Origin of the sequence: Pseudarthrobacter sp. BRE9, assembly GCF_031844305.1 — a bacterium.
In the GTDB taxonomy this organism is placed as follows: domain Bacteria; phylum Actinomycetota; class Actinomycetes; order Actinomycetales; family Micrococcaceae; genus Arthrobacter.
This window is the reverse complement of sequence record NZ_JAUZUY010000006.1, coordinates 31,409-52,834: the sequence shown is the minus strand read 5'-3', so window position 1 is coordinate 52,834 and position 21,426 is coordinate 31,409. Positions and strand designations below refer to the sequence as shown.

General features: G+C 67.0%; 20 protein-coding genes. 13 read left to right on the top strand and 7 right to left on the bottom strand.

Annotation, left to right across the window (positions count from 1 at the left end; all coding sequences use genetic code 11):
- Positions 1-18 precede the first annotated feature (18 nt).
- Positions 19-1,200 carry a histidine kinase gene (locus Q9R31_RS12605; RefSeq protein ID WP_311263071.1) on the bottom strand — a complete coding sequence of 394 codons (1,182 nt, stop codon included), beginning with the start codon at positions 1,198-1,200 and terminating at the stop codon, positions 19-21.
- A 180-nt stretch (positions 1,201-1,380) separates the two neighbouring features.
- On the opposite strand from Q9R31_RS12605, the gene Q9R31_RS12600 reads away from it, so the two are divergent.
- A complete protein-coding gene (locus Q9R31_RS12600; RefSeq protein ID WP_311263070.1) occupies positions 1,381-1,761 on the top strand; it encodes a DUF485 domain-containing protein in 381 nt (126 codons plus the stop codon).
- On the top strand, positions 1,758-3,374 hold the full coding sequence (locus tag Q9R31_RS12595) for a sodium:solute symporter family transporter (protein ID WP_311263069.1): 1,617 nt from the start codon (positions 1,758-1,760) through the stop codon (positions 3,372-3,374). Before Q9R31_RS12600 ends, Q9R31_RS12595 begins: the two co-directional genes overlap by 4 nt.
- Before the next feature lie 120 nt (positions 3,375-3,494).
- Here Q9R31_RS12595 and Q9R31_RS12590 read toward each other — a convergent pair whose 3' ends face one another.
- The 4 genes from Q9R31_RS12590 to Q9R31_RS12575 all read right to left on the bottom strand — a co-directional run bounded on the left by Q9R31_RS12590 (position 3,495) and on the right by Q9R31_RS12575 (position 5,950).
- Entirely contained in the window at positions 3,495-4,199 is a 705-nt protein-coding gene (locus Q9R31_RS12590) for a hypothetical protein (RefSeq protein WP_311263068.1), read from the bottom strand.
- A 1-nt stretch (position 4,200) separates the two neighbouring features.
- Positions 4,201-4,605: a DUF4383 domain-containing protein gene (locus Q9R31_RS12585; RefSeq protein WP_311263067.1), complete on the bottom strand. Its 405-nt coding sequence runs from the start codon at positions 4,603-4,605 to the stop codon at positions 4,201-4,203.
- 180 nt (positions 4,606-4,785) lie between these two features.
- Positions 4,786-5,331, bottom strand: coding sequence for a hypothetical protein (locus Q9R31_RS12580; RefSeq protein WP_311263066.1), 546 nt, complete (start codon positions 5,329-5,331; stop codon positions 4,786-4,788).
- Positions 5,332-5,476: 145 nt separating this feature from the next.
- Positions 5,477-5,950 carry an Lrp/AsnC family transcriptional regulator gene (locus tag Q9R31_RS12575; RefSeq protein ID WP_311263065.1) on the bottom strand — a complete coding sequence of 158 codons (474 nt, stop codon included), beginning with the start codon at positions 5,948-5,950 and terminating at the stop codon, positions 5,477-5,479.
- A 192-nt stretch (positions 5,951-6,142) separates the two neighbouring features.
- Between Q9R31_RS12575 and pdhA the strand changes: the two genes are divergently transcribed.
- Genes pdhA through Q9R31_RS12560 form a run of 3 tightly spaced genes read left to right on the top strand, consistent with a single transcriptional unit; the run spans position 6,143 to position 9,758 of the window.
- Positions 6,143-7,312 (top strand): pyruvate dehydrogenase (acetyl-transferring) E1 component subunit alpha, encoded by a 1,170-nt coding sequence (gene pdhA, locus Q9R31_RS12570; protein WP_311263064.1) that lies wholly within the window; start codon positions 6,143-6,145, stop codon positions 7,310-7,312.
- The gene (locus tag Q9R31_RS12565) at positions 7,312-8,322 is read left to right on the top strand and encodes an alpha-ketoacid dehydrogenase subunit beta (RefSeq protein ID WP_311263063.1); all 1,011 of its coding nucleotides are present in this window, start codon (positions 7,312-7,314) and stop codon (positions 8,320-8,322) included. Before pdhA ends, Q9R31_RS12565 begins: the two co-directional genes overlap by 1 nt.
- Before the next feature lie 8 nt (positions 8,323-8,330).
- Entirely contained in the window at positions 8,331-9,758 is a 1,428-nt protein-coding gene (locus Q9R31_RS12560) for a dihydrolipoamide acetyltransferase family protein (protein WP_311263062.1), read from the top strand.
- A 13-nt stretch (positions 9,759-9,771) separates the two neighbouring features.
- Here Q9R31_RS12560 and Q9R31_RS12555 read toward each other — a convergent pair whose 3' ends face one another.
- On the bottom strand, positions 9,772-10,431 hold the full coding sequence (locus tag Q9R31_RS12555) for a TetR/AcrR family transcriptional regulator (protein ID WP_311263230.1): 660 nt from the start codon (positions 10,429-10,431) through the stop codon (positions 9,772-9,774).
- Between the two features lie 161 nt (positions 10,432-10,592).
- Between Q9R31_RS12555 and Q9R31_RS12550 the strand changes: the two genes are divergently transcribed.
- From Q9R31_RS12550 to Q9R31_RS12520, 7 genes are read left to right on the top strand one after another with little or no spacing between them, the layout of a single operon-like run.
- Positions 10,593-12,200, top strand: coding sequence for a carboxyl transferase domain-containing protein (locus Q9R31_RS12550; protein WP_311263061.1), 1,608 nt, complete (start codon positions 10,593-10,595; stop codon positions 12,198-12,200).
- 13 nt (positions 12,201-12,213) lie between these two features.
- Positions 12,214-14,385 carry a biotin carboxylase N-terminal domain-containing protein gene (locus Q9R31_RS12545; RefSeq protein ID WP_311263229.1) on the top strand — a complete coding sequence of 724 codons (2,172 nt, stop codon included), beginning with the start codon at positions 12,214-12,216 and terminating at the stop codon, positions 14,383-14,385.
- A gap of 2 nt (positions 14,386-14,387) precedes the next feature.
- Positions 14,388-15,551, top strand: a complete 1,164-nt coding sequence (locus Q9R31_RS12540; protein ID WP_311263060.1) for an acyl-CoA dehydrogenase family protein — start codon at positions 14,388-14,390, stop codon at positions 15,549-15,551.
- Positions 15,552-15,586: 35 nt separating this feature from the next.
- On the top strand, positions 15,587-16,405 hold the full coding sequence (locus Q9R31_RS12535) for a CoA transferase subunit A (RefSeq protein ID WP_311263059.1): 819 nt from the start codon (positions 15,587-15,589) through the stop codon (positions 16,403-16,405).
- Between the two features lie 2 nt (positions 16,406-16,407).
- Complete coding sequence (locus tag Q9R31_RS12530; protein WP_311263058.1) at positions 16,408-17,175, top strand: CoA transferase subunit B; 768 nt, start codon at positions 16,408-16,410, stop codon at positions 17,173-17,175.
- A complete protein-coding gene (locus tag Q9R31_RS12525) occupies positions 17,172-17,729 on the top strand; it encodes a MaoC family dehydratase (protein WP_311263057.1) in 558 nt (185 codons plus the stop codon). Before Q9R31_RS12530 ends, Q9R31_RS12525 begins: the two co-directional genes overlap by 4 nt.
- Positions 17,726-18,565, top strand: coding sequence for a CoA ester lyase (locus tag Q9R31_RS12520; RefSeq protein ID WP_311263056.1), 840 nt, complete (start codon positions 17,726-17,728; stop codon positions 18,563-18,565). Before Q9R31_RS12525 ends, Q9R31_RS12520 begins: the two co-directional genes overlap by 4 nt.
- Positions 18,566-18,661: 96 nt before the next feature.
- Here Q9R31_RS12520 and Q9R31_RS12515 read toward each other — a convergent pair whose 3' ends face one another.
- Positions 18,662-20,131 carry a lipase maturation factor family protein gene (locus tag Q9R31_RS12515; protein WP_311263055.1) on the bottom strand — a complete coding sequence of 490 codons (1,470 nt, stop codon included), beginning with the start codon at positions 20,129-20,131 and terminating at the stop codon, positions 18,662-18,664.
- Between the two features lie 103 nt (positions 20,132-20,234).
- Here Q9R31_RS12515 and dxr point away from each other — a divergent pair, with 103 nt between their 5' ends.
- Positions 20,235-21,419, top strand: coding sequence for a 1-deoxy-D-xylulose-5-phosphate reductoisomerase (gene dxr, locus Q9R31_RS12510; RefSeq protein ID WP_311263054.1), 1,185 nt, complete (start codon positions 20,235-20,237; stop codon positions 21,417-21,419).
- Positions 21,420-21,426 lie beyond the last annotated feature (7 nt).

Genomic DNA, 21,426 nt, shown 5'->3' with positions numbered 1-21,426 from the left:
CCAGCTGCTGTGCCCGCCTCACGCATCGTGCCCGGGCTGGGACTTGGGTACCCGCATGGCGATCAGCGTTCCCTCACCCGGCGCGGTTTCCACCACCAGCCCATGGTCGTTGCCGTACACCTGCCGGAGGCGGGCATCCACGTTGCGAAGGCCCACGTGGTCCCCGTCGGCGTGGCCAGCGAGCACCGACCTAAGATGCTCCGGATCCATCCCAACGCCGTCGTCCTCGATGGTGACCTCAGCGAAAGCGCCGGCGTCCTCCGCGGTGATGGTGATGTGTCCGGGCCCCGCCTTGGCCTCCAGCCCGTGCCGGACGGCGTTCTCCACCAGCGGCTGGAGGCTGAGGAAGGGGATGACGGTGCTGAGAACTTCGGGTGCCACCCGCAGGCTGACCTGGACGCGCTCGCCGAACCGGGCCCGCTCCAGGAGCAGGTAGCGGTCAATGCAGCGGAGCTCCTCGGCAAGGGTGGTGAAGTCGCCGTGCCTTCGGAACGAGTAGCGGGTGAAATCGGCAAACTCCACCACCAGTTCCCTGGCCCGCTCCGGATCGGTGTTGATGAAGGAGGCGATGGCGTTGAGCGAGTTGTAGATGAAGTGCGGGCTGATCTGGGCCCGCAGCGCCCGGACTTCCGCTTCCATCAGCAGCGTCCGGGAGGCGTCCAGTTCCGCGAGTTCCACCTGGACTGCCACCCAGTCAGCCACTTCCCCCGTGGCCCTGACCAGGCCTGCCCCCGCCGAAGGGGCGAAAGCGGCCACCGTGCCCACCATGCGGGTGCCGGCCCGCACCGGGGCGATGACGCCGGCAAGGCGGCCACCGGTTCCGTCGGCGCCGGCGGACAGGACGGCGGTCCGGCCCGATGCAAGGACCCCGGCGGCGAGTTCCATCAGGCGCGGCCTGATGTCCTCGGCACCCCCGTCCCAGGCGAGCACCCCGGATGTGTCAGTAATCGCCAGGGCGTCGCAGGCCAGGAGGGAGCGCAGCTGTCGGCTGGCTTTCGCCGCACCGGCGGGGTTCAGGCCGCGGCGCAGGTGCTGCCCGGCCTGGGACGCCGCATGGAGGGTGTGATAAGTGGCACGTTCGGCGTCGGTGCCGAGGTCCCTGAAGGAGCGGAGCACCTTCAGGCCCACGCCGACGACGACGGCGATGGCCATGGCGATCACCGCAACAGCCGCAGCGGTGAGGAGGGGGGAGTCCGGCATGCTGCCCAGCGTAGCGGCGGGTGCCGTTTGCCGCAGCATCGCAACCGTTGAGCGACCGCAGGCGCCGAAGTTCTGGAAAGGACAGGCCAACGGACGGCAGAGTGATTGGTGTCACATCTGTGGTGTGCCTTATCAGGGCCTGCCGCCCGGTGTGTACCGGCAACTCAATGAGGAGGAATGATGGGTAACGATGCCCATACTCCGGACGCAGCGGCGTCCGTGGACTTCGAACAAGTCCAGTCGACCGGGCAGTTCCAGGAATTGCGCAAGCGTCACCGCAGCTTTGTCTTCCCCATGGCAGTGGCCTTCCTGCTGTGGTACTTCGCCTATGTCCTGCTCGCCGATTACGCGGTGGGATTCATGTCCACCAAGGTATGGGGCAACATCAACGTGGGCCTGATCCTGGGCCTGCTCCAGTTCATCTCGACCTTCGCCATCACCGGCTGGTACGTGCATTACTCCAACCGGAAGCTGGACCCCATCGCCTCGGAAATCAGGCACGGGATCGAGGGCCACGAATTCGACAAGGACGGAAACCGAGTGGGCGGAGCCAACCAATGATCGCAATCCCAGCCGCGGTGGACGTTGCCGCCCTCAAGGACACCACTCTTTTGAACATGGGCATCTTCGGCCTGTTCGTGGCCGTGACCATGGTGATCGTGTTCCGTGCCAGCCGCAACAACAAGACCGCCGCCGACTACTACGCTGCGGGACGCTCGTTCACGGGCTCGCAGAACGGCACCGCCATCGCCGGCGACTACCTGTCGGCAGCATCCTTCCTCGGAATCACCGGCGCCATCGCCATCAACGGCTATGACGGGTTCATGTACTCCATCGGCTTCCTGGTCGCCTGGCTGGTGGCGCTGCTGCTGGTGGCTGAACTGCTGCGCAACACCGGCAAGTTCACCATGGCGGACGTACTCTCCTTCCGGCTGAAGCAGCGTCCGGTGCGGATTGCGGCAGCCATCTCCACGCTCGCCGTCTGCTTCTTCTACCTGTTGGCCCAGATGGCCGGAGCGGGCAGCCTGATTTCGCTCCTGCTGGGCATCAGCGACTGGGGCGGCCAGGCGCTGGTGATCATCGTCGTCGGCGCCCTCATGATCATGTACGTCCTGATCGGCGGCATGAAGGGCACCACCTGGGTCCAGATCATCAAAGCCATGCTGCTGATCGCAGGCGCCGCCGTCATGACCGTGTGGGTCCTGGCCATCTACGGCTTCAACCTCTCCGCCCTGCTGGGCGGCGCCGTGGAGACCGCCAACAACCCGGCCGTCCTTAACCCGGGCCTGCAGTACGGCAAGACCGAAACCTCCAAGCTGGACTTCATGTCCCTGGGCCTTGCGCTGGTCCTGGGCACGGCAGCCCTGCCGCACGTGCTGATGCGCTTCTACACCGTGCCCACGGCCAAGGAAGCACGCAAGTCCGTGGTCTGGTCCATCTGGCTGATTGGCCTGTTCTACCTCTTCACCCTGGTGCTGGGCTACGGCGCTGCCGCCCTGGTGGGAGCGGACACCATCAAGTCCGCACCCGGCGGCGTCAATGCGGCGGCTCCGCTGCTGGCCTTCCACCTGGGTGGGCCGCTGCTGCTCGGCTTCATCTCGGCGGTGGCCTTCGCCACCATCCTGGCGGTTGTGGCAGGCCTGACCATCACCGCGGCGGCATCCTTCGCACATGACATTTACGCGAACGTCATCGCGAAGGGCAAGGCCGACGCCGACACTGAAGTCAAGGTGGCCCGCCGCACCGTAGTGGTCATCGGCATCCTCGCCATCCTGGGCGGCATCTTCGCCAACGGCCAGAACGTCGCCTTCCTGGTGGCGCTGGCCTTCGCGGTCGCCGCTTCAGCCAACCTGCCCACCATCATCTACTCGCTCTTCTGGCGGAAGTTCACCACCCAAGGCGCCGTGTGGAGCATGTACGGCGGGCTGGGCGCAGCGATCCTGCTCATCGTGTTCTCCCCGGTGGTTTCCGGGGCCAAGACCTCGATGATCCCGGGCGCCAACTTCGCCCTCTTCCCGCTGAGCAACCCGGGCATCGTGTCCATTCCGCTGGCCTTCTTCCTGGGCTGGCTGGGGACCACGTTGGACAAGAAGCGGGAGGATCCGGCCAAGCAGGCCGAAATGGAAGTCCGCTCGCTCACGGGCATCGGAGCCGAAAAGGCCGTGGACCACTAATAGGTGGACCACTAACGGATATGCCGGCCGCGCCGGTGTAAACGCCAAAGAGCCTCCAGCCACAGATTGCGGCTGGAGGCTCTTTGCGTTGCTGGGCCCTTCGGTTCCCGGGGGATGGGTTCAATGCTGGTGGTGGCCGCCCGGCACCATGTTGCCGTGGCTGCCGTGGCTGCCGTGCGGGACAGCGTACTGGCCGGCCGTCGAGGCGGCGAGGCCCGGCGTCGTTATTCCTGCCACCAGGACGGCGCCGGCGAAAGCTCCCAGCAGCAGCCGGCCCGGCCGCACTGCGGCGCCTGCCGGCGCCGCAGGACCCTGCTGCCGTTCACTGTGCTGCCAGTCACTTTGTTGCGGTTCACTGTGCTGCCGTGCGGCGGTCCGCTGGAGCCACCCCAACGACGCAATGATCATGAGCGTGAGCAGCAACGCCGAAAGCTGCGTCAGGCTGAGGCTGGAGGCCGCGGGGGCAGCGGGTGTGAGTGCTATCGCGGCCAGGTGGACGGCGGCGGCGACGGCCAGCACAGACATCATCCACGGGCCGCCCGCTGGCCGGTCCCTGGCCAGGAACACCACCGCGCCAGCCAGCAGCGCCACGCCCCAGACAGCGGCCACCACGCCGGTGACGAGCATCGCCGGTTCCGGGGCGCTGGCTGCTGCTGCAACGATACTGGCCGAGATGGCCAGGTTGACCGTTCCCGCCCCAAAGCCCGCGAAGCCGGTCAGCAGTCGAACGGCGGCGACCACCGGGGAGCCGGCGTTCCCCACAGAGACCTGGCGGGCACGCTGCCCTGTGCGGCCCTGCCCGGCGAAGTGCGCGGGGGCTGCCATATCAGGCCCGGGCAGCGGCAGGGGACTTGTCCAGGGACAGGCCCACGCCGAGGAGGAGTACTGCGCTGGCGAGGTGGAGGACGTTGTCGGCGCCGTTCAGGGCGATGATATTCAGCGGCGAGTTCAGCAGGAACAGTCCCACGATGCCCACCAGCAGGTAGACGGCGCCCACTGCGGCGTTCACCGTGCGGGCGCTGTCCGTCCCGCGAAGTCCGGCAAAGAGCAGCGCGGCGCCGATGGCCAGGTGGATGACGTTGTGCAGCGGGTTGACTTCGAAAATGATGAGGTTCGCGCCCTCGGTGGCGACGAAACCGACGCCGGATGTGACGGCGAAGCCCAGGAGGCCCACCAAGAGGTAGACGGCGCCGAAAACGGTGGCGACGAGGCGGTTGGGTGAGTTACGCATGACGTATTCCTTCCGAGAGGGCGGGCAGGAGTTCCCGCCGGACCAACGGGCCCCTGGGCGGGACCCTCGGAAGCGATTCGGATCATTGCCGCGGACGGATGGGTAAAGAAATCAGTACCCTTTCCACATCCCGGGCGTCAGCGGCCCATCATGGGGGCGTGCTCTGTGCCGCCCGCCCAGCTAAGCCGCCGGCCGCAGCTTGATGTTGGTCATGAGCAGCCGGTCCGTGCCTTCGAAGCGGTATGCGAGGTCCACCTTCTTGCCGGTGCAGCTGATCTGGCCCACCACCTCGGCCGACTTCGCCCCGTTCTCGGTGGCCACCTTGAGGTCGTTGTACGCGGGCTGGCAGGAGCTGTCCATCTCCAGGCTCTTCACCCCGGAGATGAAGGCCTCCTTGGAGAGCTGCTTCTGCAGGGCCGGGTCAAGGTATTCGTCGTAGGCGCGGGACGTGTCGCCGGCGATGACTTTCTTCGTGAAGTCGTCCGCGAGGCCCCTGGCCTGGTTGGTGGCGCTGCCCACCACGTTGACCAGGATGACGACGCCGAGGATGACCAGGAGCAGCACCCCACCGATGCTGCCAAGGATGATCCACAGCTTCCGCCGGCGCCGTTGCCGGGGCGGTTCCCCCGGCAGCCCGAACGGGGCGGGCTGTTCCGGCAGCGGCGGCAACTGCCGTGGTGTGTAGTCCGTCCGGCCCTGCTGGTACGGATCCTGGGGACTGCTCACAAGGGGAGCCTTTCGTCGAGCTGGCGCCGGGGCGCGGGGAACTGTGCCGGGCCTTCCCGGCCCGGCACATGACTGCAACCAGCCTATAGCCCCGCCCGCCGCCGTCGTATGTGAAGCGCGCCGCGTGGAAGGCCGGCCGGTGGTGTTATCCGCCCTCTGAATCCCGGTCCAGCAGGGGCTGCACCCGGAAGGGGATCAGTTCCCCCATCGCCAGGGCGGTATCAGCCCGTTCCACGCCGTCGCAGGCAAGGATTTTGCCGTTGATCCGGAACAGGTCCTCGGCATCCCTGGCCACCACGCGCAGCAGCAGGTCCGCTGATCCTGTCAGTCCGTAACCCTCCAGGACCTCGGGGATGGCGGCGATTTCCTCCGCCAGCTGCCCGAGCTTCTGCTGCTGCACGTGGACGGAGATGAAGGCCATGAGCGGATACCCCAGGGCCACCGGATTGATGCGCCGTTCAAAGGACAGGAAGACGTGCTTCTTTTCCAGCTGCGCCATCCGCGCCTGGACGGTGTTGCGGGACAGGCCGAGTTTTTGCGCGAGCGCCACAACGGTCCGGCGCGGATCCTGCGCGAGGGCCGACAACAGGCGGGTGTCAGTGCCATCCAAAGCTCGCATAATGCGCAACGCTAGCACGGTCCCCGGGCGCCAGATAGGGCACTTTGCTCAAGATGTTCCGCAGTGGTTGTACCCGGTGGGCATTGTGAGTAGGGTCACAGTATCTGGGGCAATGACGCCCGGAAGGCCGGTGGCGGCAGGGCCAAAAGTCCGAAAACCACGGGTCAACGACGTACGAAGGTTGCGGCAATCGTGTCTACAGACGAAACGGGCCCTGGCGGCGCAAAAACCCCCGAAAGCGCAGGAACCCCTGGCGGAACCGGACAGCGACTCCTCCAGCTGATCACCCCTTCAGGTGAGCGCATCAGCCACCCGGAGTTCGACTTCTGGGTCAGGGACATCACCGACGACCAGTTGTGCTCCCTCTTCGAGGACATGACCGTCATCCGCCGGATCGACGTGGAGGCCACCGCCCTGCAGCGGCAGGGTGAACTGGCCCTGTGGCCCCCGCTGCTCGGGCAGGAGGCAGCCCAGATCGGGTCCGGAAGGGCGCTGAGGGCGGACGACTTTGTCTTCTCCAGCTACCGCGAGAACGGCGTGGCATACTGCCGCGGTGTCGACCTGACGGACCTCCTCCGGGTGTGGCGCGGGAACGCCTCGGGCGGCTGGGACCCGTACAGCATCAACATGGCAACGCCGCAGATCATCATCGGCGCCCAGACCCTGCACGCCACCGGCTACGCCATGGGGATACAGAACGACGGCGCCGACGCCGTGGCCGTTGCCTACTTCGGCGACGGAGCCACCAGTGAGGGCGACGTCAACGAGGCCATGGTGTTCGCGGCCAGCTTCCAGGCCCCGGTGGTGTTCTTCTGCACGAACAACCACTGGGCCATCTCCGAGCCCGTGCGCCTGCAGTCCCACATCCAGCTCGCGGACCGGGCCGCCGGTTTCGGCATTCCCAGCCTGCGCGTGGACGGCAATGACGTCCTGGCGGTCATGGCTGCCACCCGGCTGGCATTGGACCGGGCCCGCCGCGGCGGCGGCCCCACCTTCATCGAGGCCGTCAGTTACCGCATGGGCCCGCACACCACCGCCGACGATCCCACCCGCTACCGGGACGCCAACGAACTGGAGGACTGGGCCGCAAAAGATCCCATCTCCCGGCTGGCCAGCCTCCTGGAGCGGAAGGGGGTCCTGACCGCGGGGCTGCAACAGCAGGTCAACGACAAAGCCGACGCCGTCGCATCGGAGATGCGCCGCGGATGCACCACCATGCCGGACCCGCAGCCCATGGACGTCTTCAAGCACGTCTACAGCACGCCCAATTCCTGGCTGGAACGCCAGCAGGACCATTACGCCCGTTACCTGGCGTCCTTCGGCGATCCCGATGGAGCCGTGTCCAAGGAAGGTGCACGCTGATGACCCAGTTGACCTTTGCCCGTGCCATCAATGCCGGGCTGCGCAAGTCGCTGGAAAACGACTCCAAGGTGGTCCTCCTCGGCGAAGACATCGGTGCCCTGGGCGGCGTGTTCCGGGTGACGGACGGTCTTCAGAAAGACTTCGGCAAACACCGGGTGGTGGACACCCCGCTGGCGGAGTCCGCCATCGTTGGCACGGCCGTGGGCCTGGCTTACCGGGGCTACCGGCCCGTGGTGGAGATCCAGTTCGACGGCTTCATCTACCCGGCGTTCGACCAAATCGTCAGCCAGGTGGCAAAACTCCACTACCGCACCCGCGGAACGGTCAAAATGCCCATCACCATCAGGGTTCCGTTCGGCGGCGGCATCGGTTCACCGGAACACCACTCCGAATCCCCGGAAGCCTACTTCACCCACACCTCAGGGCTGCGGGTGGTGACCGTGGCCAACCCGCAGGACGCCTTCACCGTGATCCAGCAGGCTATCGCCTCCGACGATCCGGTGCTGTATTTCGAGCCCAAGCGCCGCTATCACGACAAAGGTGAAGTGGACGAGTCCGTGGACCTGCATACCGCCCTGCCCATGGACAAGGCCCGGGTCCTGACCGACGGCAGCGACGTTACCCTGGTGGCCTACGGCCCGCTGGTCAAGACGGCCCTGGACGCCGCCTCCGCCGCAGCGGACGAGGGCATCTCCATCGAGGTCATCGACCTGCGCTCGCTGGCCCCCGTGGATTACGAGCCGGTGGTGGCCTCTGTGCGGAAGACCGGGCGCCTCGTGGTGACGCACGAGGCCGCGCAATCCGGCGGGCTGGGGGCGGAAGTGGCGGCCAGCATCACGGAGCGGTGCTTCTACCATCTCGAGGCGGCTCCGGTGAGGGTGACAGGGTTCGACATCCCCTACCCGTACTCCAAGCTGGAAATGCACCACCTGCCGGGCCTGGACCGCATCCTGGACGGCGTGGACCGTGCCCTGGGCCGGCCCAATTCCCTGAGCGGCCTGGAAGGATGAGCGCCACCATGATCAAGGAATTCCGGCTCCCGGACCTGGGCGAGGGGCTCACAGAGTCTGAGATCCTCAGCTGGAAAGTGGACGTTGGCGACACCGTCCGCTTGAACCAGGTCATCGCCGAAGTCGAGACCGCCAAGGCTGTGGTGGAGCTCCCGTCACCGTTCGCCGGCGTCATCAAGGAACTCCACGAACAGCCCGGTTCCGTCGTGGAGGTGGGCAAACCGATCGTCTCCTTCGAGGTAGCAGACGACGCCGGCTCTCCACCGTCCCAGGCATCCGGCGCCTCTTCCCCGGGGACGGGAGAGGCGGCCCTGGAATCACTGAACCCAAGGCAGACGCCGAAACGGGAACCCAACCTGGTGGGGTACGGCGCCGTCGTCGAAGCTTCCGGCCGCCCAATGCGGCGGCAGCGCAATTTCGCCCCGGGGGAACCTGCCCGGGCCCGGCCGGCAATGGTTGAGCGGGCCGAAGCCGAACCTGTCGAAACCAGGCTTGTCGAAATCAGTTCTGTCGAAACCAAGCCTGCCGACGGGCAGCCTGCCGAGCGCCCCCGCTCAACGCCTCCTGTCCGGAAACTGGCCAAAGACCTGGGAGTGGACCTCGCACAGGTACACGGCACAGGTCCCGGCGGGCTGATCACGCGGGAAGACGTCCAGGACTTTGCCGGGCACCAGGAAGAACCCGCCACGGGAACTGCCGGTCCAGTGCCCGTATCCGGTGGAACCCGGACGGGGGAGCGGGAAACGCGGACTCCGATCAAGGGCGTGCGCAAACACACTGCGGCCGCGATGGTCCAGAGCGCCTTCACCGCGCCGCATGCCACCGAATTCCTCACCGTGGATGTCACGCCCAGCCTTGAGCTGCTGGCGAAACTCAAGAACAGCAGGGATTTCGCCTCAACCAGGCTCACCCCCTTGACGCTCGCTGCCAAGGCCGTCCTTGTGGCCCTGCGGCGGAACCCGGCGCTGAACTCGCGCTGGGACGAGGACAACCAGGAGATTGTCACCTACAACTATGTGAACCTGGGCATTGCCGCGGCCACGCCCCGCGGACTTATGGTCCCCAATATCAAGGACGCCGACGCCATGGCGCTCCCGCAGCTTGCCCAGGCGCTGACGGCGCTCGCAGAAACAGCCAGGGCTGGCAAGACCACGCCGGCAGACCTTTCCGGCGGCACCATTTCGATCACCAACATCGGGGTCTTTGGCATCGACGCGGGTACGCCCATCCTGAACCCGGGGGAGGCGGCGATCCTTGGCCTGGGCGCGGTCCGGACCATGCCGTGGGAGTACAGGGGCGAGGTGGCGCTGCGCCAGGTGCTCACGCTCAGCCTGTCCTTTGACCATCGACTGGTGGACGGCGAGCAGGGGTCCCGGTTCCTGGCCGACGTGGGAGCCATCCTGGCCGAGCCCGGAATGGTCCTCACGATGGTCTAGCCGGCAGCCGGCTTCAGCGCTGGGTGGCGGGTGTGCTGTCCACCATCAGGGCCGCAAGTGCCATCCGTTCGAGCAGGGGGCGGGCGACTCCGGCCGCCAGCCTCCTGCCATGGCTCCGGACCGAGTGCGGCGTGGAATTGATCAGTCCGAACGTGGCATGGGCGCGCATCCGCAGCTCAGCGGCGTCGATTTCCGGGTGGACCTTGGCCAGGATGTCCACCCACACTTCCACGTAGCTGCGCTGCAGGGTACGCACCGCGGACTGGTCCTGCTCCGACAAATTGCTGAAGTCACGGTCCTGCACCCGGATCACGTCCGGCTTGCCAAGCGCGAAATCCACCTGGAACTCCACCAGCCGGCGCAGGGCAGCCAGCGGATCGGGCGTACTGTCCGCCACATGGCGCCCGCCGTCCAGCAGTTCCTGGCTCACCGTGACCAGGAGATCGGCCAGGACGGCCTGTTTGCCGGAAAAGTGGCGGTAGACCGCGGGCCCGCTGACGCCTGCCGCCGCGCCAAGGTCCTCCAGGGAAACGCGGTTGAAGCCGTTCAGCGCGAACAGCGAAGCTGCTGCGGACAGCAAAGCCTGCCGCCGGTTCTCCTTGGCCCTGCCGCGCTGGGTTGTTGGAACGGCTTGGGTTGTCGGAACGGCTTGGGTGGCAGGTACCGGCTGCACTGTATTGCTGGACACTTTTCCTCCTAGGCACCGACGCAGATTCTAGCAAGGCGGCAGTGTGTTGGACATCACAGTTAATCGAGACTAACCTGAATTTCAGTTATCAGTCACTAACCGAGTTGGCGGGACGCCGGCCCGGCCAACACAAGGACGGATCGTCGATGGAGACTCTTGCCACCCGGCTTGACCCGGCAAGCGAGTCCTTCCGTGCCAACCGGGAAGCGCAGTTGGCGCTCGCCGGGGAACTGCGGAAGAGGCTGGCGGACGCAGCGCTGGGCGGACCGCAGAAATCGCGGGACCGGCACGTGGCGCGGGGCAAACTGCTGCCGCGGGACCGGATCGGCCAGTTGCTCGATGAGGGCAGCCCGTTCCTTGAGATCGCGCCGCTGGCAGCTAACGGGATGTACGGCGACGAGGCTCCCGGGGCCGGGGTCATTGCCGGCATCGGCCTGGTGCACGGCCGGCAGGTCCTGGTCATCTCCAATGACGCCACCGTCAAGGGCGGCACGTACTACCCCATGACCGTGAAGAAGCACCTCCGTGCCCAGGAGATCGCCCTGGAGAACGGGCTGCCCTGCATCTACCTGGTGGATTCAGGTGGGGCCTTCCTGCCCAAGCAGGACGAAGTCTTCCCGGACCGGGACCACTTTGGCCGGATCTTCTACAACCAGGCGCGGCTTTCCGCCGCCAAGGTCCCGCAGATCGCTGCCGTCATGGGGTCCTGCACGGCCGGCGGCGCCTATGTGCCCGCGATGAGCGATGAAACGGTCATCGTCCGGAACCAGGGCACCATCTTCCTGGGCGGGCCGCCGCTGGTGAAGGCCGCAATCGGGGAAATCGTCACCGCCGAGGAACTGGGCGGTGGCGAGGTGCACTCCCGGATCTCGGGCGTGACGGACCACCTGGCCGAAAACGACGAGCACGCTCTCCAAATCGTCAGGGACATCGTCTCCACCCTGCCGCCTCCCGCCGAGCCCGCCTGGCAGGTGGAAGCCGCCGTCGACCCTGCCGTGGATCCGGACGGACTCTATGGTGCCGTGCCCACGGACGTCAACGCCCCCTACGACGTCCATGAGGTGATTGCCCGCCTGGTGGACGGGAGCAGGTTCCATGAGTTCAAAAAGGACTACGGCACCACCCTCGTCACTGGATTCGCCCGGATCCATGGGCACCCGGTGGGGATCGTCGCGAACAACGGCGTGCTGTTCAGCGAGTCGTCGCTCAAGGGTGCGCACTTCATCGAGCTGTGCGACCAGCGGGGAATTCCCCTGGTGTTCCTGCAGAACATCTCCGGCTTCATGGTGGGCAGGGATGCCGAGCAGGGCGGCATCGCCAAGAACGGCGCCAAGATGGTGACGGCAGTAGCCACGGCGCGGGTGCCCAAGCTGACCGTGGTGATCGGCGGCTCCTTCGGGGCGGGTAACTACTCCATGTGCGGCCGCGCCTACTCGCCGAGGTTCCTTTGGATGTGGCCCGCCGCCCGGATCTCGGTGATGGGCGGCAACCAGGCCGCCAGCGTGCTCGCCACGGTTAAGCGGGACCAGTATGAAGCGGCGGGTGAGGACTGGCCGGCAGATGACGAGGAAGCGTTCAAGGCGCCCATCCGGCAGCAGTACGAGGACCAGGGCAGCCCCTACTACTCCACCGCACGGCTGTGGGACGACGCCGTCATCGATCCCGCCGATACCCGTACCGTCCTGGGCCTGGCCCTCGACGTCGTCTCCCGCACACCCCTGCCGGAGACCTCCTTCGGCCTCTTCCGGATGTGAGCCAGCAATGACCATGCAAACCAACGCCACGACCAGCACGGCTGTCACCACCGCAGCGGATGGCAAGCCCCTCTTCAGCACCGTGCTGGTGGCCAACCGCGGCGAAATCGCCTGCCGCGTCATCCGCACGCTGCGGCACCTGGGGATCCGTTCGGTCGCCGTTTACAGCGATGCCGACGCCGGCGCCCGGCACGTGCGCGAAGCTGACGCTGCCGTCCGGATCGGCCCCGCCGTGGCCACCGAAAGCTACCTGAACGTGGACGCCATCCTGGAAGCCTGCCGGCAGTCGGGGGCCGAGGCTGTCCACCCCGGTTACGGTTTCCTGAGCGAGAACGTGGACTTCGCCAGGGCGCTGGAGAAAGCCGGCATCACGTTCATCGGCCCCGGCGTCGAGGCGCTGAACGTCATGGGCGACAAGATCCGCGCCAAGAACCACGTGGCGGGGTACGGCGTGCCCGTCGTCCCGGGCATCGCCAAGCCCGGCATGACGGACGGTGAACTGCTGGAGGCCGCTGCCGCCGTCGGCTACCCGCTCCTGATCAAGCCGTCCGCGGGCGGCGGCGGCAAGGGGATGCACGCCGTCGAAAAACCGGCGGACCTCCCCGCCGCCCTGGCCACGGCGCGGCGCGTGGCCGCCGCTGCGTTCGGCGACGACACCCTGTTCCTGGAGCGCCTGGTGACCACTCCGCGGCACATCGAGGTGCAGGTGCTGGCGGACGGCCACGGCAACGTCATCCACCTCGGCGAGCGTGAATGCTCCCTGCAGCGCCGGCACCAGAAAGTCATCGAGGAAGCCCCGTCACCCCTGCTGGAAGGCCTTCCGGACGGACCGGAAGTGCGCGCCCGGATCGGCGAGGCGGCCTGCAACGCGGCCCGCAGCGTGAACTACGTGGGCGCGGGAACCGTCGAGTTCCTGGTCTCTGATGACGCACCGGAGGAGTTCTTCTTCATGGAGATGAACACCAGGCTGCAGGTGGAACATCCCGTCACCGAAATGGTCACGGGCATCGACCTGGTGGAATGGCAGGTGCGGATCGCCGCGGGTGCGGAGCTGACCGTCCGGCAGGCCGATATGGAGCTGTCCGGCCACGCCGTGGAGGCCCGGGTCTACGCCGAGGTGCCCGAGAAGAACTTCCTCCCGTCCACCGGGACCGTGCTGATGCTGGATGAGCTGCCTGCCGGCACCGAGGGCCGGGTCCGGGTGGACTCGTCCCTGGTGGAAGGGCTGGAGTTGTCGGCACACTACGACCCCATGGTTTCCAAGGTGATCGCCTGGGCCGGGGACCGCGCCGAAGCCCTGGCCGCCCTGGGCGGTGCGCTGTCCGGCTACACGGCACTGGGCATCGAGACCAACGTCGAGTACCTTCGGCTCCTGGTCAACGACCCCGACGTCCAGGCAGGGCATTTGGACACCGGGCTGATCGAACGGAAGCTGCCCGGACTGGCTTTCCGGCGCATCGATCATCCCGAACTGGTGGCCGCCGCGCTGTACGCCCTGTCCCTCGAGGCGCAGAACAACCCCGCCCCCGTGAACGGGCCGTGGCAGGGCAGGAACGGCTGGCGCCTTGGAGCGCCGGCGCCGCGCCGCGTCAGCCTGGGAACGCCCGACGGCGGCGTGGTGACCGTGCAGGTCAGCGGCAGTATGGCATCCGGTCCGGTAGCCGTAACGGTCGACGGTGGACCGCGGAGGGCGGCGTCTTTAAAGCTTTCGGAAGGCGGCGGCGCCGTCCTTACTCTGGATGGTGCAATGTGGGAGTACAAGCTTGCCGCGACAGCTGGACAGCCCGAGCAGGTCTACCTCGGCAATGACGGCTGGTCCTGCCGGCTCGATGTCCTGACCCGTGAGGCGCGGCTGGAACGCGTGCTGGCAGCCATCCAGCGACAGGAAGGGGTGGCCGACCCGGAGGTGCGCTCGCCGATGCCCGGAACCGTCGTGGCCGTCCCGGTCGCTGACGGCGACGCGGTCCGGGCCGGGGACGTCCTGGTGTCGGTGGAGGCCATGAAGATGGAGCACCACCTGGTGGCCCCGCTGGCAGGGACGGTCCACCTGACGGCCCGTACCGGCGACCTGGTGAAGGCCGACCAGGTGCTGGCCACCATCCATCCCGCTGCCGCCGGAACCACAGACAGTTCAGAGACAGCAACAGCAACAGACACCACTGCACACCAAGGCGAAGGAGCCTGAAAATGTCCGGTTTTGAACTCAGCGAGGAATACCAGGACCTCAGCGACACCGTCCGTGATTTCGCGGACAACGTGGTGGCCCCGGTATCGGCCAAGCACGATGAGGAGCACAGCTTCCCGTACGAAGTGGTGAAGCAGATGGCGGAGATGGGCCTGTTCGGGCTGCCGTTCCCGGAGGAATACGGCGGCATGGGCGGGGACTACTTCGCCCTGGCACTGGCCCTCGAGCAGCTGGGCCGGGTGGACCAGTCCGTCGCCATTACCCTGGAGGCCGGTGTCTCCCTGGGCGCCATGCCCGTCTACCGCTTCGGCACGGATGCCCAGAAAGAGGAATGGCTGCCCATGCTGGCGTCGGGACAGGCGCTCGCGGGGTTTGGACTCACGGAGCCCGAGGCGGGATCGGACGCGGGCGGCACCAAGACCCACGCCCGGCGGGAGGGCGGCGAGTGGGTGATCAACGGCAACAAGGAATTCATCACCAACTCGGGCACGGACATTACCCGGCTGGTCACCGTCACCGCGGTCACCGGGCAGCAGGAGCGCGCGGACGGCAGCGTCAAAAAGGACATTTCCACCATCCTGGTGCCCACGGACACCCCCGGCTTCAAGGCCGAGAAGCCGTACAACAAGGTGGGCTGGAACGCTTCCGACACCCACCCGCTCACCCTGAAGGACGTCCGCGTCCCGGAAGCGAACCTGCTCGGTGCCGAAGGCCGCGGCTACGCCAATTTCCTGTCCATCCTGGACGAGGGCCGCATCGCCATCGCTGCGCTGGCCACCGGCGCCGCCCAGGGCTGTGTGGATCTCTCGGTCAAGTACGCCAGGGAGCGCAGGGCATTCGGCCAGGAAATCGGCAAGTACCAGGCCATTTCCTTCAAGATCGCCCGCATGGAAGCACGGGCCCACACCGCCCGCCTGGCGTACTACGACGCGGCCTTCCGGATGCTTGCCGGCAAACCGTTCAAGACGCAGGCGGCCATCGCTAAGATGGTCGCAGGCGAGGCGGCCATGGACAATGCGCGGGATGCCACCCAGGTATTCGGCGGCTATGGCTTCATCAACGAGTTCACCGTGGCACGCCACTACCGCGACTCCAAGATCCTTGAAGTGGGGGAGGGCACCACGGAGGTCCAGCTGATGCTGATCGCCCGCGAACTGGGTCTTTAGAAACTGGGACTGTAGCCGGCCTGAGAGGATCACTGATGATTGACAAGGTTGTTGCCAGCGCTGACGAAGCGGTTGCGGATATCCCGGACGGCGCCTCGCTGGCGGTGGGCGGATTCGGCCTCTGTGGAATACCCGTTGCCCTCATCGATGCCCTGCACCGGGCCGGCACCTCCGGGCTGGAGACCGTCAGCAACAACTGCGGCGTGGACGACTGGGGGCTGGGCATCCTGCTGCGGGACGGACGCATCCGCCGCACCATCAGCTCCTACGTGGGAGAAAACAAGGAATTCGCCCGCCAGTACCTGGCCGGCGAGCTCGAAGTGGTGCTCACGCCGCAGGGCACGCTGGCCGAAAAGCTGCGGGCCGGCGGCGCGGGCATTCCGGCGTTCTACACGAAGGCGGGGGTAGGCACGCAGGTGTCAGACGGCGGCCTGCCGCAAAAGTACGACGCCAACGGTGGCATTGCGGTTGCCTCCGCGCCGAAGGAAGTGCGCTCTTTCGGCGATGTGGACTACGTCCTGGAAGAATCCCTCACACCCGACTTCGGGCTGGTCCACGCCTGGAAAGGCGACCGGCACGGCAACCTGGTCTTCCACGCCACCGCCATGAACTTCAACCCCCTGTGCGCCATGGCAGGGCGGATCACCATCGCCGAGGTGGAGGAACTCGTTGAGCCGGGCGAGCTGGACCCCGAACACATCCACACCCCCGGCATCTTCGTCCAACGGGTGGTCCTGGCCCCCAATGGGGAGAAACGGATCGAAAAGCGCACGGTCGCCCTGACGGCACCTTCCCCCGCATCACCAGGCACCGGCAGAAAAGCACCGGGCACCACCCAGCAGGCAGGAGCTTAGCCATGGACCCGAACAGCCCCTTCGCACCGCGGCCCGAAGGCGTCCGCCCTGAATACCGCCGGGCGGCAGGACAGCAGCATGAGACACCGCCGGACGGGACCGGCGCCAAGGGCTGGACGCGCAACGAACTGGCCGCACGGGTGGCCAGGGAGCTCCGCAACGGCCAGTACGTGAACCTGGGCATCGGGATGCCCACCCTGATCCCCAACTACATCCCCGCCGGGGTGGAGGTGGTGCTGCACTCCGAGAACGGCATCCTCGGCGTCGGCCCGTACCCCGCTGAAGACGCGGTGGACCCGGACCTGATCAACGCCGGCAAGGAAACCGTGACGGTCAACCGGGGAGCCGCGTTCTTCGATTCGGCAACATCCTTCGGCATGATCCGGGGCGGCCACGTGGACCTCGCCGTCCTGGGCGCCATGGAGGTGGCCGCCAACGGGGACCTGGCCAACTGGATGATCCCGGGCAAGATGGTCAAGGGCATGGGCGGGGCCATGGACCTGGTGTTCGGCGCCAAGCGGGTCATCGTGATGATGGAGCACGTCGACCGCAACGGCAACCCGAAGATCGTCCAGGAATGCTCCCTCCCGCTGACCGGCAAGGGCTGCGTGGACCGGATCATCACGGACCTCGCCGTCATCGACATCGTGAAGGACAACGGCGCCCCACGCCTGGTGCTGCGCGAACTGGCCCCCAATGTCTCCGCCGAGGACGTGGTGGCGGCCACCGGCGCAGACCTGTTCGAGGAAGACCGGGAACTCACCGTATGACGGATGGAAACGGTCCGGCTACCCTGCAGAAGGACGACGGCGGCAGACGGGTGATCGAGCAGCGTGGCCTGTACTTCGACGAGCTGGAGGAAGGTGTACTTTACGCCCACCGTCCCGGACGCACCGTGACTGAAACCGACAACGTCCTGTTCACCACGCTCACCATGAACACCCAGGCGCTGCACCTGGACGCCGCCTGGAGCGCCGGGCAGCCTTTTGGCCAGCGGCTGATGAACTCCATGTTCACCCTTGCCACCATGGTGGGCCAGTCCGTCACCCAGCTCACCCAGGGAACCATCATCGCCCAGCTGGGCCTTACGGACGTTTCCTTCCCGCATCCGCTCTACCACGGCGACACCCTGTACACGGAGACGGCCATCACCGGCAAGCGGCTTTCGTCCTCACGTCCCGGCCAGGGCATCGTTACGATGGAGCACACCGGGCGCAACCAGGACGGAACCGTGGTGGCCCGCGCCACCCGCAGCTGCCTGATGTGGACGCGCGACGCCCACGGCAAGGCCCAGGGCGCCGGACAGGAGACAATGCCGGTATGACTTTCGTAATGGGCCCCGCGCTGCTCTTCTGCCCCGCCGACCGGCCGGAGCGCTACCAGAAAGCCGCCGCCCGGGCGGACGCCGTGATCCTTGACCTGGAAGACGCCGTGGCGCCGGCGGACAAACAGCGCGCCCGGGGGGCCATCCTGGCGCAGTTGGGGACCACCGGCGTGGAACCGGAGCTCGAACCAAGCTGCACCATTGTCCGGGTGAACCCCGTAGGTACCGAGGACTTCGAAAAGGACCTGCACTGCCTGGCCCATACGCCCTACCGCACCGTGATGCTGGCCAAGGCCGAATCGGCCGAACAGCTCAAGGCGCTGGAGGGCTACCAGGTGATTGCGCTGTGTGAAACGGCGCTGGGCGTCCTCAATGCACCGGCCATCGCCGCCGCCCCCAACGTGGTGGGCCTGATGTGGGGCGCCGAAGACCTGCTGGCTACCCTCGGTGGGACGTCCAGCCGGAAGGACGACGGCGGCTACCGGGCTGTGGCCCTGCACGCCCGCTCCGCTGTCCTGCTGGCGGCCCGCGCCTATGGCAAGGAGGCAGTGGACGCGGTTTACACCAACATCCCCGACCTCGACGGACTGGCGGCCGAGGCCGCCGACGCAGTGGCCTCGGGCTTCAGCTCAAAAGCCTGCATCCACCCCACCCAGGCGGCCGTGGTCCGCAAAGCCTTCGCACCCTCTGAAGACGAGGTGGCCGCGGCTGGTGCCCTCCTGGATGCCGCGGCGTCAGCCGGATCGGGAGTGTTCCAGTACCAGGGAAAAATGATCGACGGGCCCATCCTCAAGCACGCCCAGGAGATCGTCCGCCGCGCCGCTGGGAAAGCCTAGCGGCTCCGGACGCACAGCCGCTCCGGACGAGCAGCCGCTCCGGACGAACAGCCGCTCCGGACGAACAGCCGCTCCGGACGAACAGCCGGAGTCAAGCTACCGTTGCCGTCCCTGCGAACGGTGCAGGGACGTGGGCGGGATGGGCTCGTACAGCAGCGTCCGCACCCAGCGGTTCCCTGTCTCCCGGAACTCCTTCCGGGTGGCGAAGCGGTAATGGAAGGTGCGCACGCGCACCCAGCGCGGCGCGGCGCCGTCGAACGGGTCCTGCCTGAGCAGCCGCAGCATCTGCCGGTCCGCCGCCAGCAGCTTGGCGAGGAACGCGTGAAACCATTCCTCGTGCACCGTCCGCAGCGGCAGGAACCACATCAGCCAGTCCAGCCGTAAATGGTACGGGGCCCACTGCCGTGGAATCCGGCGGACATCACCTGGCTTGCCCTTGAAACCGTACTCCCGCCAGTCCGAACTGTCATCGGGATCGTCATCCAGGGTGCCTTCCACCACCACCTCAATGCGCTGCTTGGTCACCGTGCCGAACGCACCGTAGGCGTTGACCAGCTGCCACCGGTTGAAGCTCGCATTCATCAGCTGCCGGCGCGAGAAGAGGTTGCGCAGCGGCCAGTAGCTCAGCACCAGCAACAGGACGGACGCCGCCAGCGTGATGGCCAACCACCACAGCGGGGTCTCCCGCCGGCCTCCCACGGCAGCGTCCCAGTCCGCCGGGAGGGCCGGTATCACCGCATGCGCCACGGGATCGCTGACAGCCGCGAACGCCAGCACGATCGCCATCCAGTTCAGCCAGGCGAAGTTGCCGCTGGCCACCAGCCACAACTGGGTGACGATGACGACCCCCGCCGCCACGCCGGCCACTGGCTGCGGGGCGAACAGCAGGAACGGCACCACCAGCTGGGCAATGTGATTGCCCACCACTTCGATGCGGTGCAGCGGCTTGGGCAGGAGATGCGCCTGCCGGCTGAGGGGCCCGGGCATGGGCTGGGTCTCGTGGTGGTAGTACAGCGCCGTCAAATCGCGCCATTCCCGGCCTCCGCGGATCTTGATCATGCCGGCCCCGAATTCCAGCCGGAACACCAGCCACACGACCAGGATCAGGATGGTCCGCGGCGGCTCGGTCTGGTTGGAGCCCAGGAACGCCACGGTGAAGCCCGCCTCCAGGAGCAGCATTTCCCAGCCGAACCCGTAGAACGTCTGGCCAACGTTAACGATCGACATATACAGCAGCCACAGGACCAGGAACGCGATCAATGGAACCCACGGCGGGCCCGTTTGCGGTATCCCGGCAACGAGCAGCGCCGACACCACCAGGCCGACGGCACAGACGCCGCGAAGCAGCCCGTCAGAGTACCGCCAGCGGAACAGCGTGGGCCGGCGCAGGCGGGTGAATGCGCCCAGGAACTCAGGCACCGGGAGGAGGCCGCGCTCGCCGAGCAGGGCCGGAAACTGGTTCAGCGTTGACAGGAAAGCAACGAAATACAGTGCAGCGACGCCCCGCTGCAGCACCTGCCGGGCGAATTCGTACTCCGGCGCATCAAACCAGGTGAGCCAGTCCACGCAGTCCACGTTACGCCCGGCCGCCTCCCGGTCAAGGCCCGCCAAGGCACCGCAGCAGGTCAGGGGCGCAGGCAGGCAGGGAAGGGTGCGGGATACTTAAACAATGCAGCCACGCAGAATCGTCCTCCTCGGATCCACCGGTTCCATCGGCACCCAGGCGATTGACGTCGTCGACGGCGCCCCGCACCTTTTCGAGGTGGTGGCACTCAGTGCAGGGGGCGGCAACCTGGAGCTCCTGGCGAAGCAGGCTGTCCATACCGGCGCGGCGGCCGTGGGAATCGCAGGTGGAGACCCCGGCAGGCTGGAAGGCCTGATCCGCGAGGCTGCGGCAGTTGCAGGCCGCCCAGGGTACCGGCCGGAGATCGTGGCCGGACCGGATGCCTCTGCCCGGATAGCGGCCGTGGACGCGGACGTCGTGCTCAACGGCATCACCGGTTCCATCGGACTGGCACCCACACTGGCGGCCCTCAGGTCCGGAGCCACCCTGGCCCTCGCCAACAAGGAGTCGCTGATCGTGGGCGGCAGCCTGGTCAAGGCCGCGGCCACGGAAGGCCAGATCGTGCCGGTGGACTCCGAACACTCCGCGATTGCCCAATGCCTGCGCTCCGGTACCGCCGGCGAGGTGGACAAGCTCATCCTCACCGCCTCCGGCGGCCCCTTCCGGGGCAGGAGCCGGGAGGAACTGCACGGCGTCACCCCGCAGCAGGCCCTGGCCCACCCCACCTGGGACATGGGTGTGATGGTCACCACCAACTCCGCCACCCTGGTGAACAAGGGCCTTGAGGTCATCGAGGCCCACCTGTTGTTCGACATCCCACTGGACCGGATCGACGTCGTGGTGCACCCCCAGTCCATCGTCCACTCGATGGTCCAGTTCGTGGACGGGTCCACCATCGCACAGGCCTCCCCGCCCGACATGCGGCTGCCCATCGCCCTGGGGCTTGGCTGGCCGGCCCGCGTGCCAAAAGCCGCCAGTCCCTGCGACTGGACGCAGGCCGCCACCTGGACCTTCGAACCGCTGGACGCGGAAGCCTTCCCCGCCGTCGGCCTGGCCAAGGAAGCCGCACGGCAGGGGAGCACCTTCCCTGCCGTATTCAATGCCGCCAATGAAGAGGCAGTCGGCGCATTCCATGCCGGCCGCATCCGGTTCACCGACATCGTCGATACCGTCGACAGCGTGCTCAGCGAACACCCAGGTTCCTCCGGGCTGACGGTGGAATCGGTGCTGGATGCTGAAAGATGGGCACGCGCCCGCGCCCACGAACGTTTAGCAGTCAGCAGCCTCTAGGAAGCAG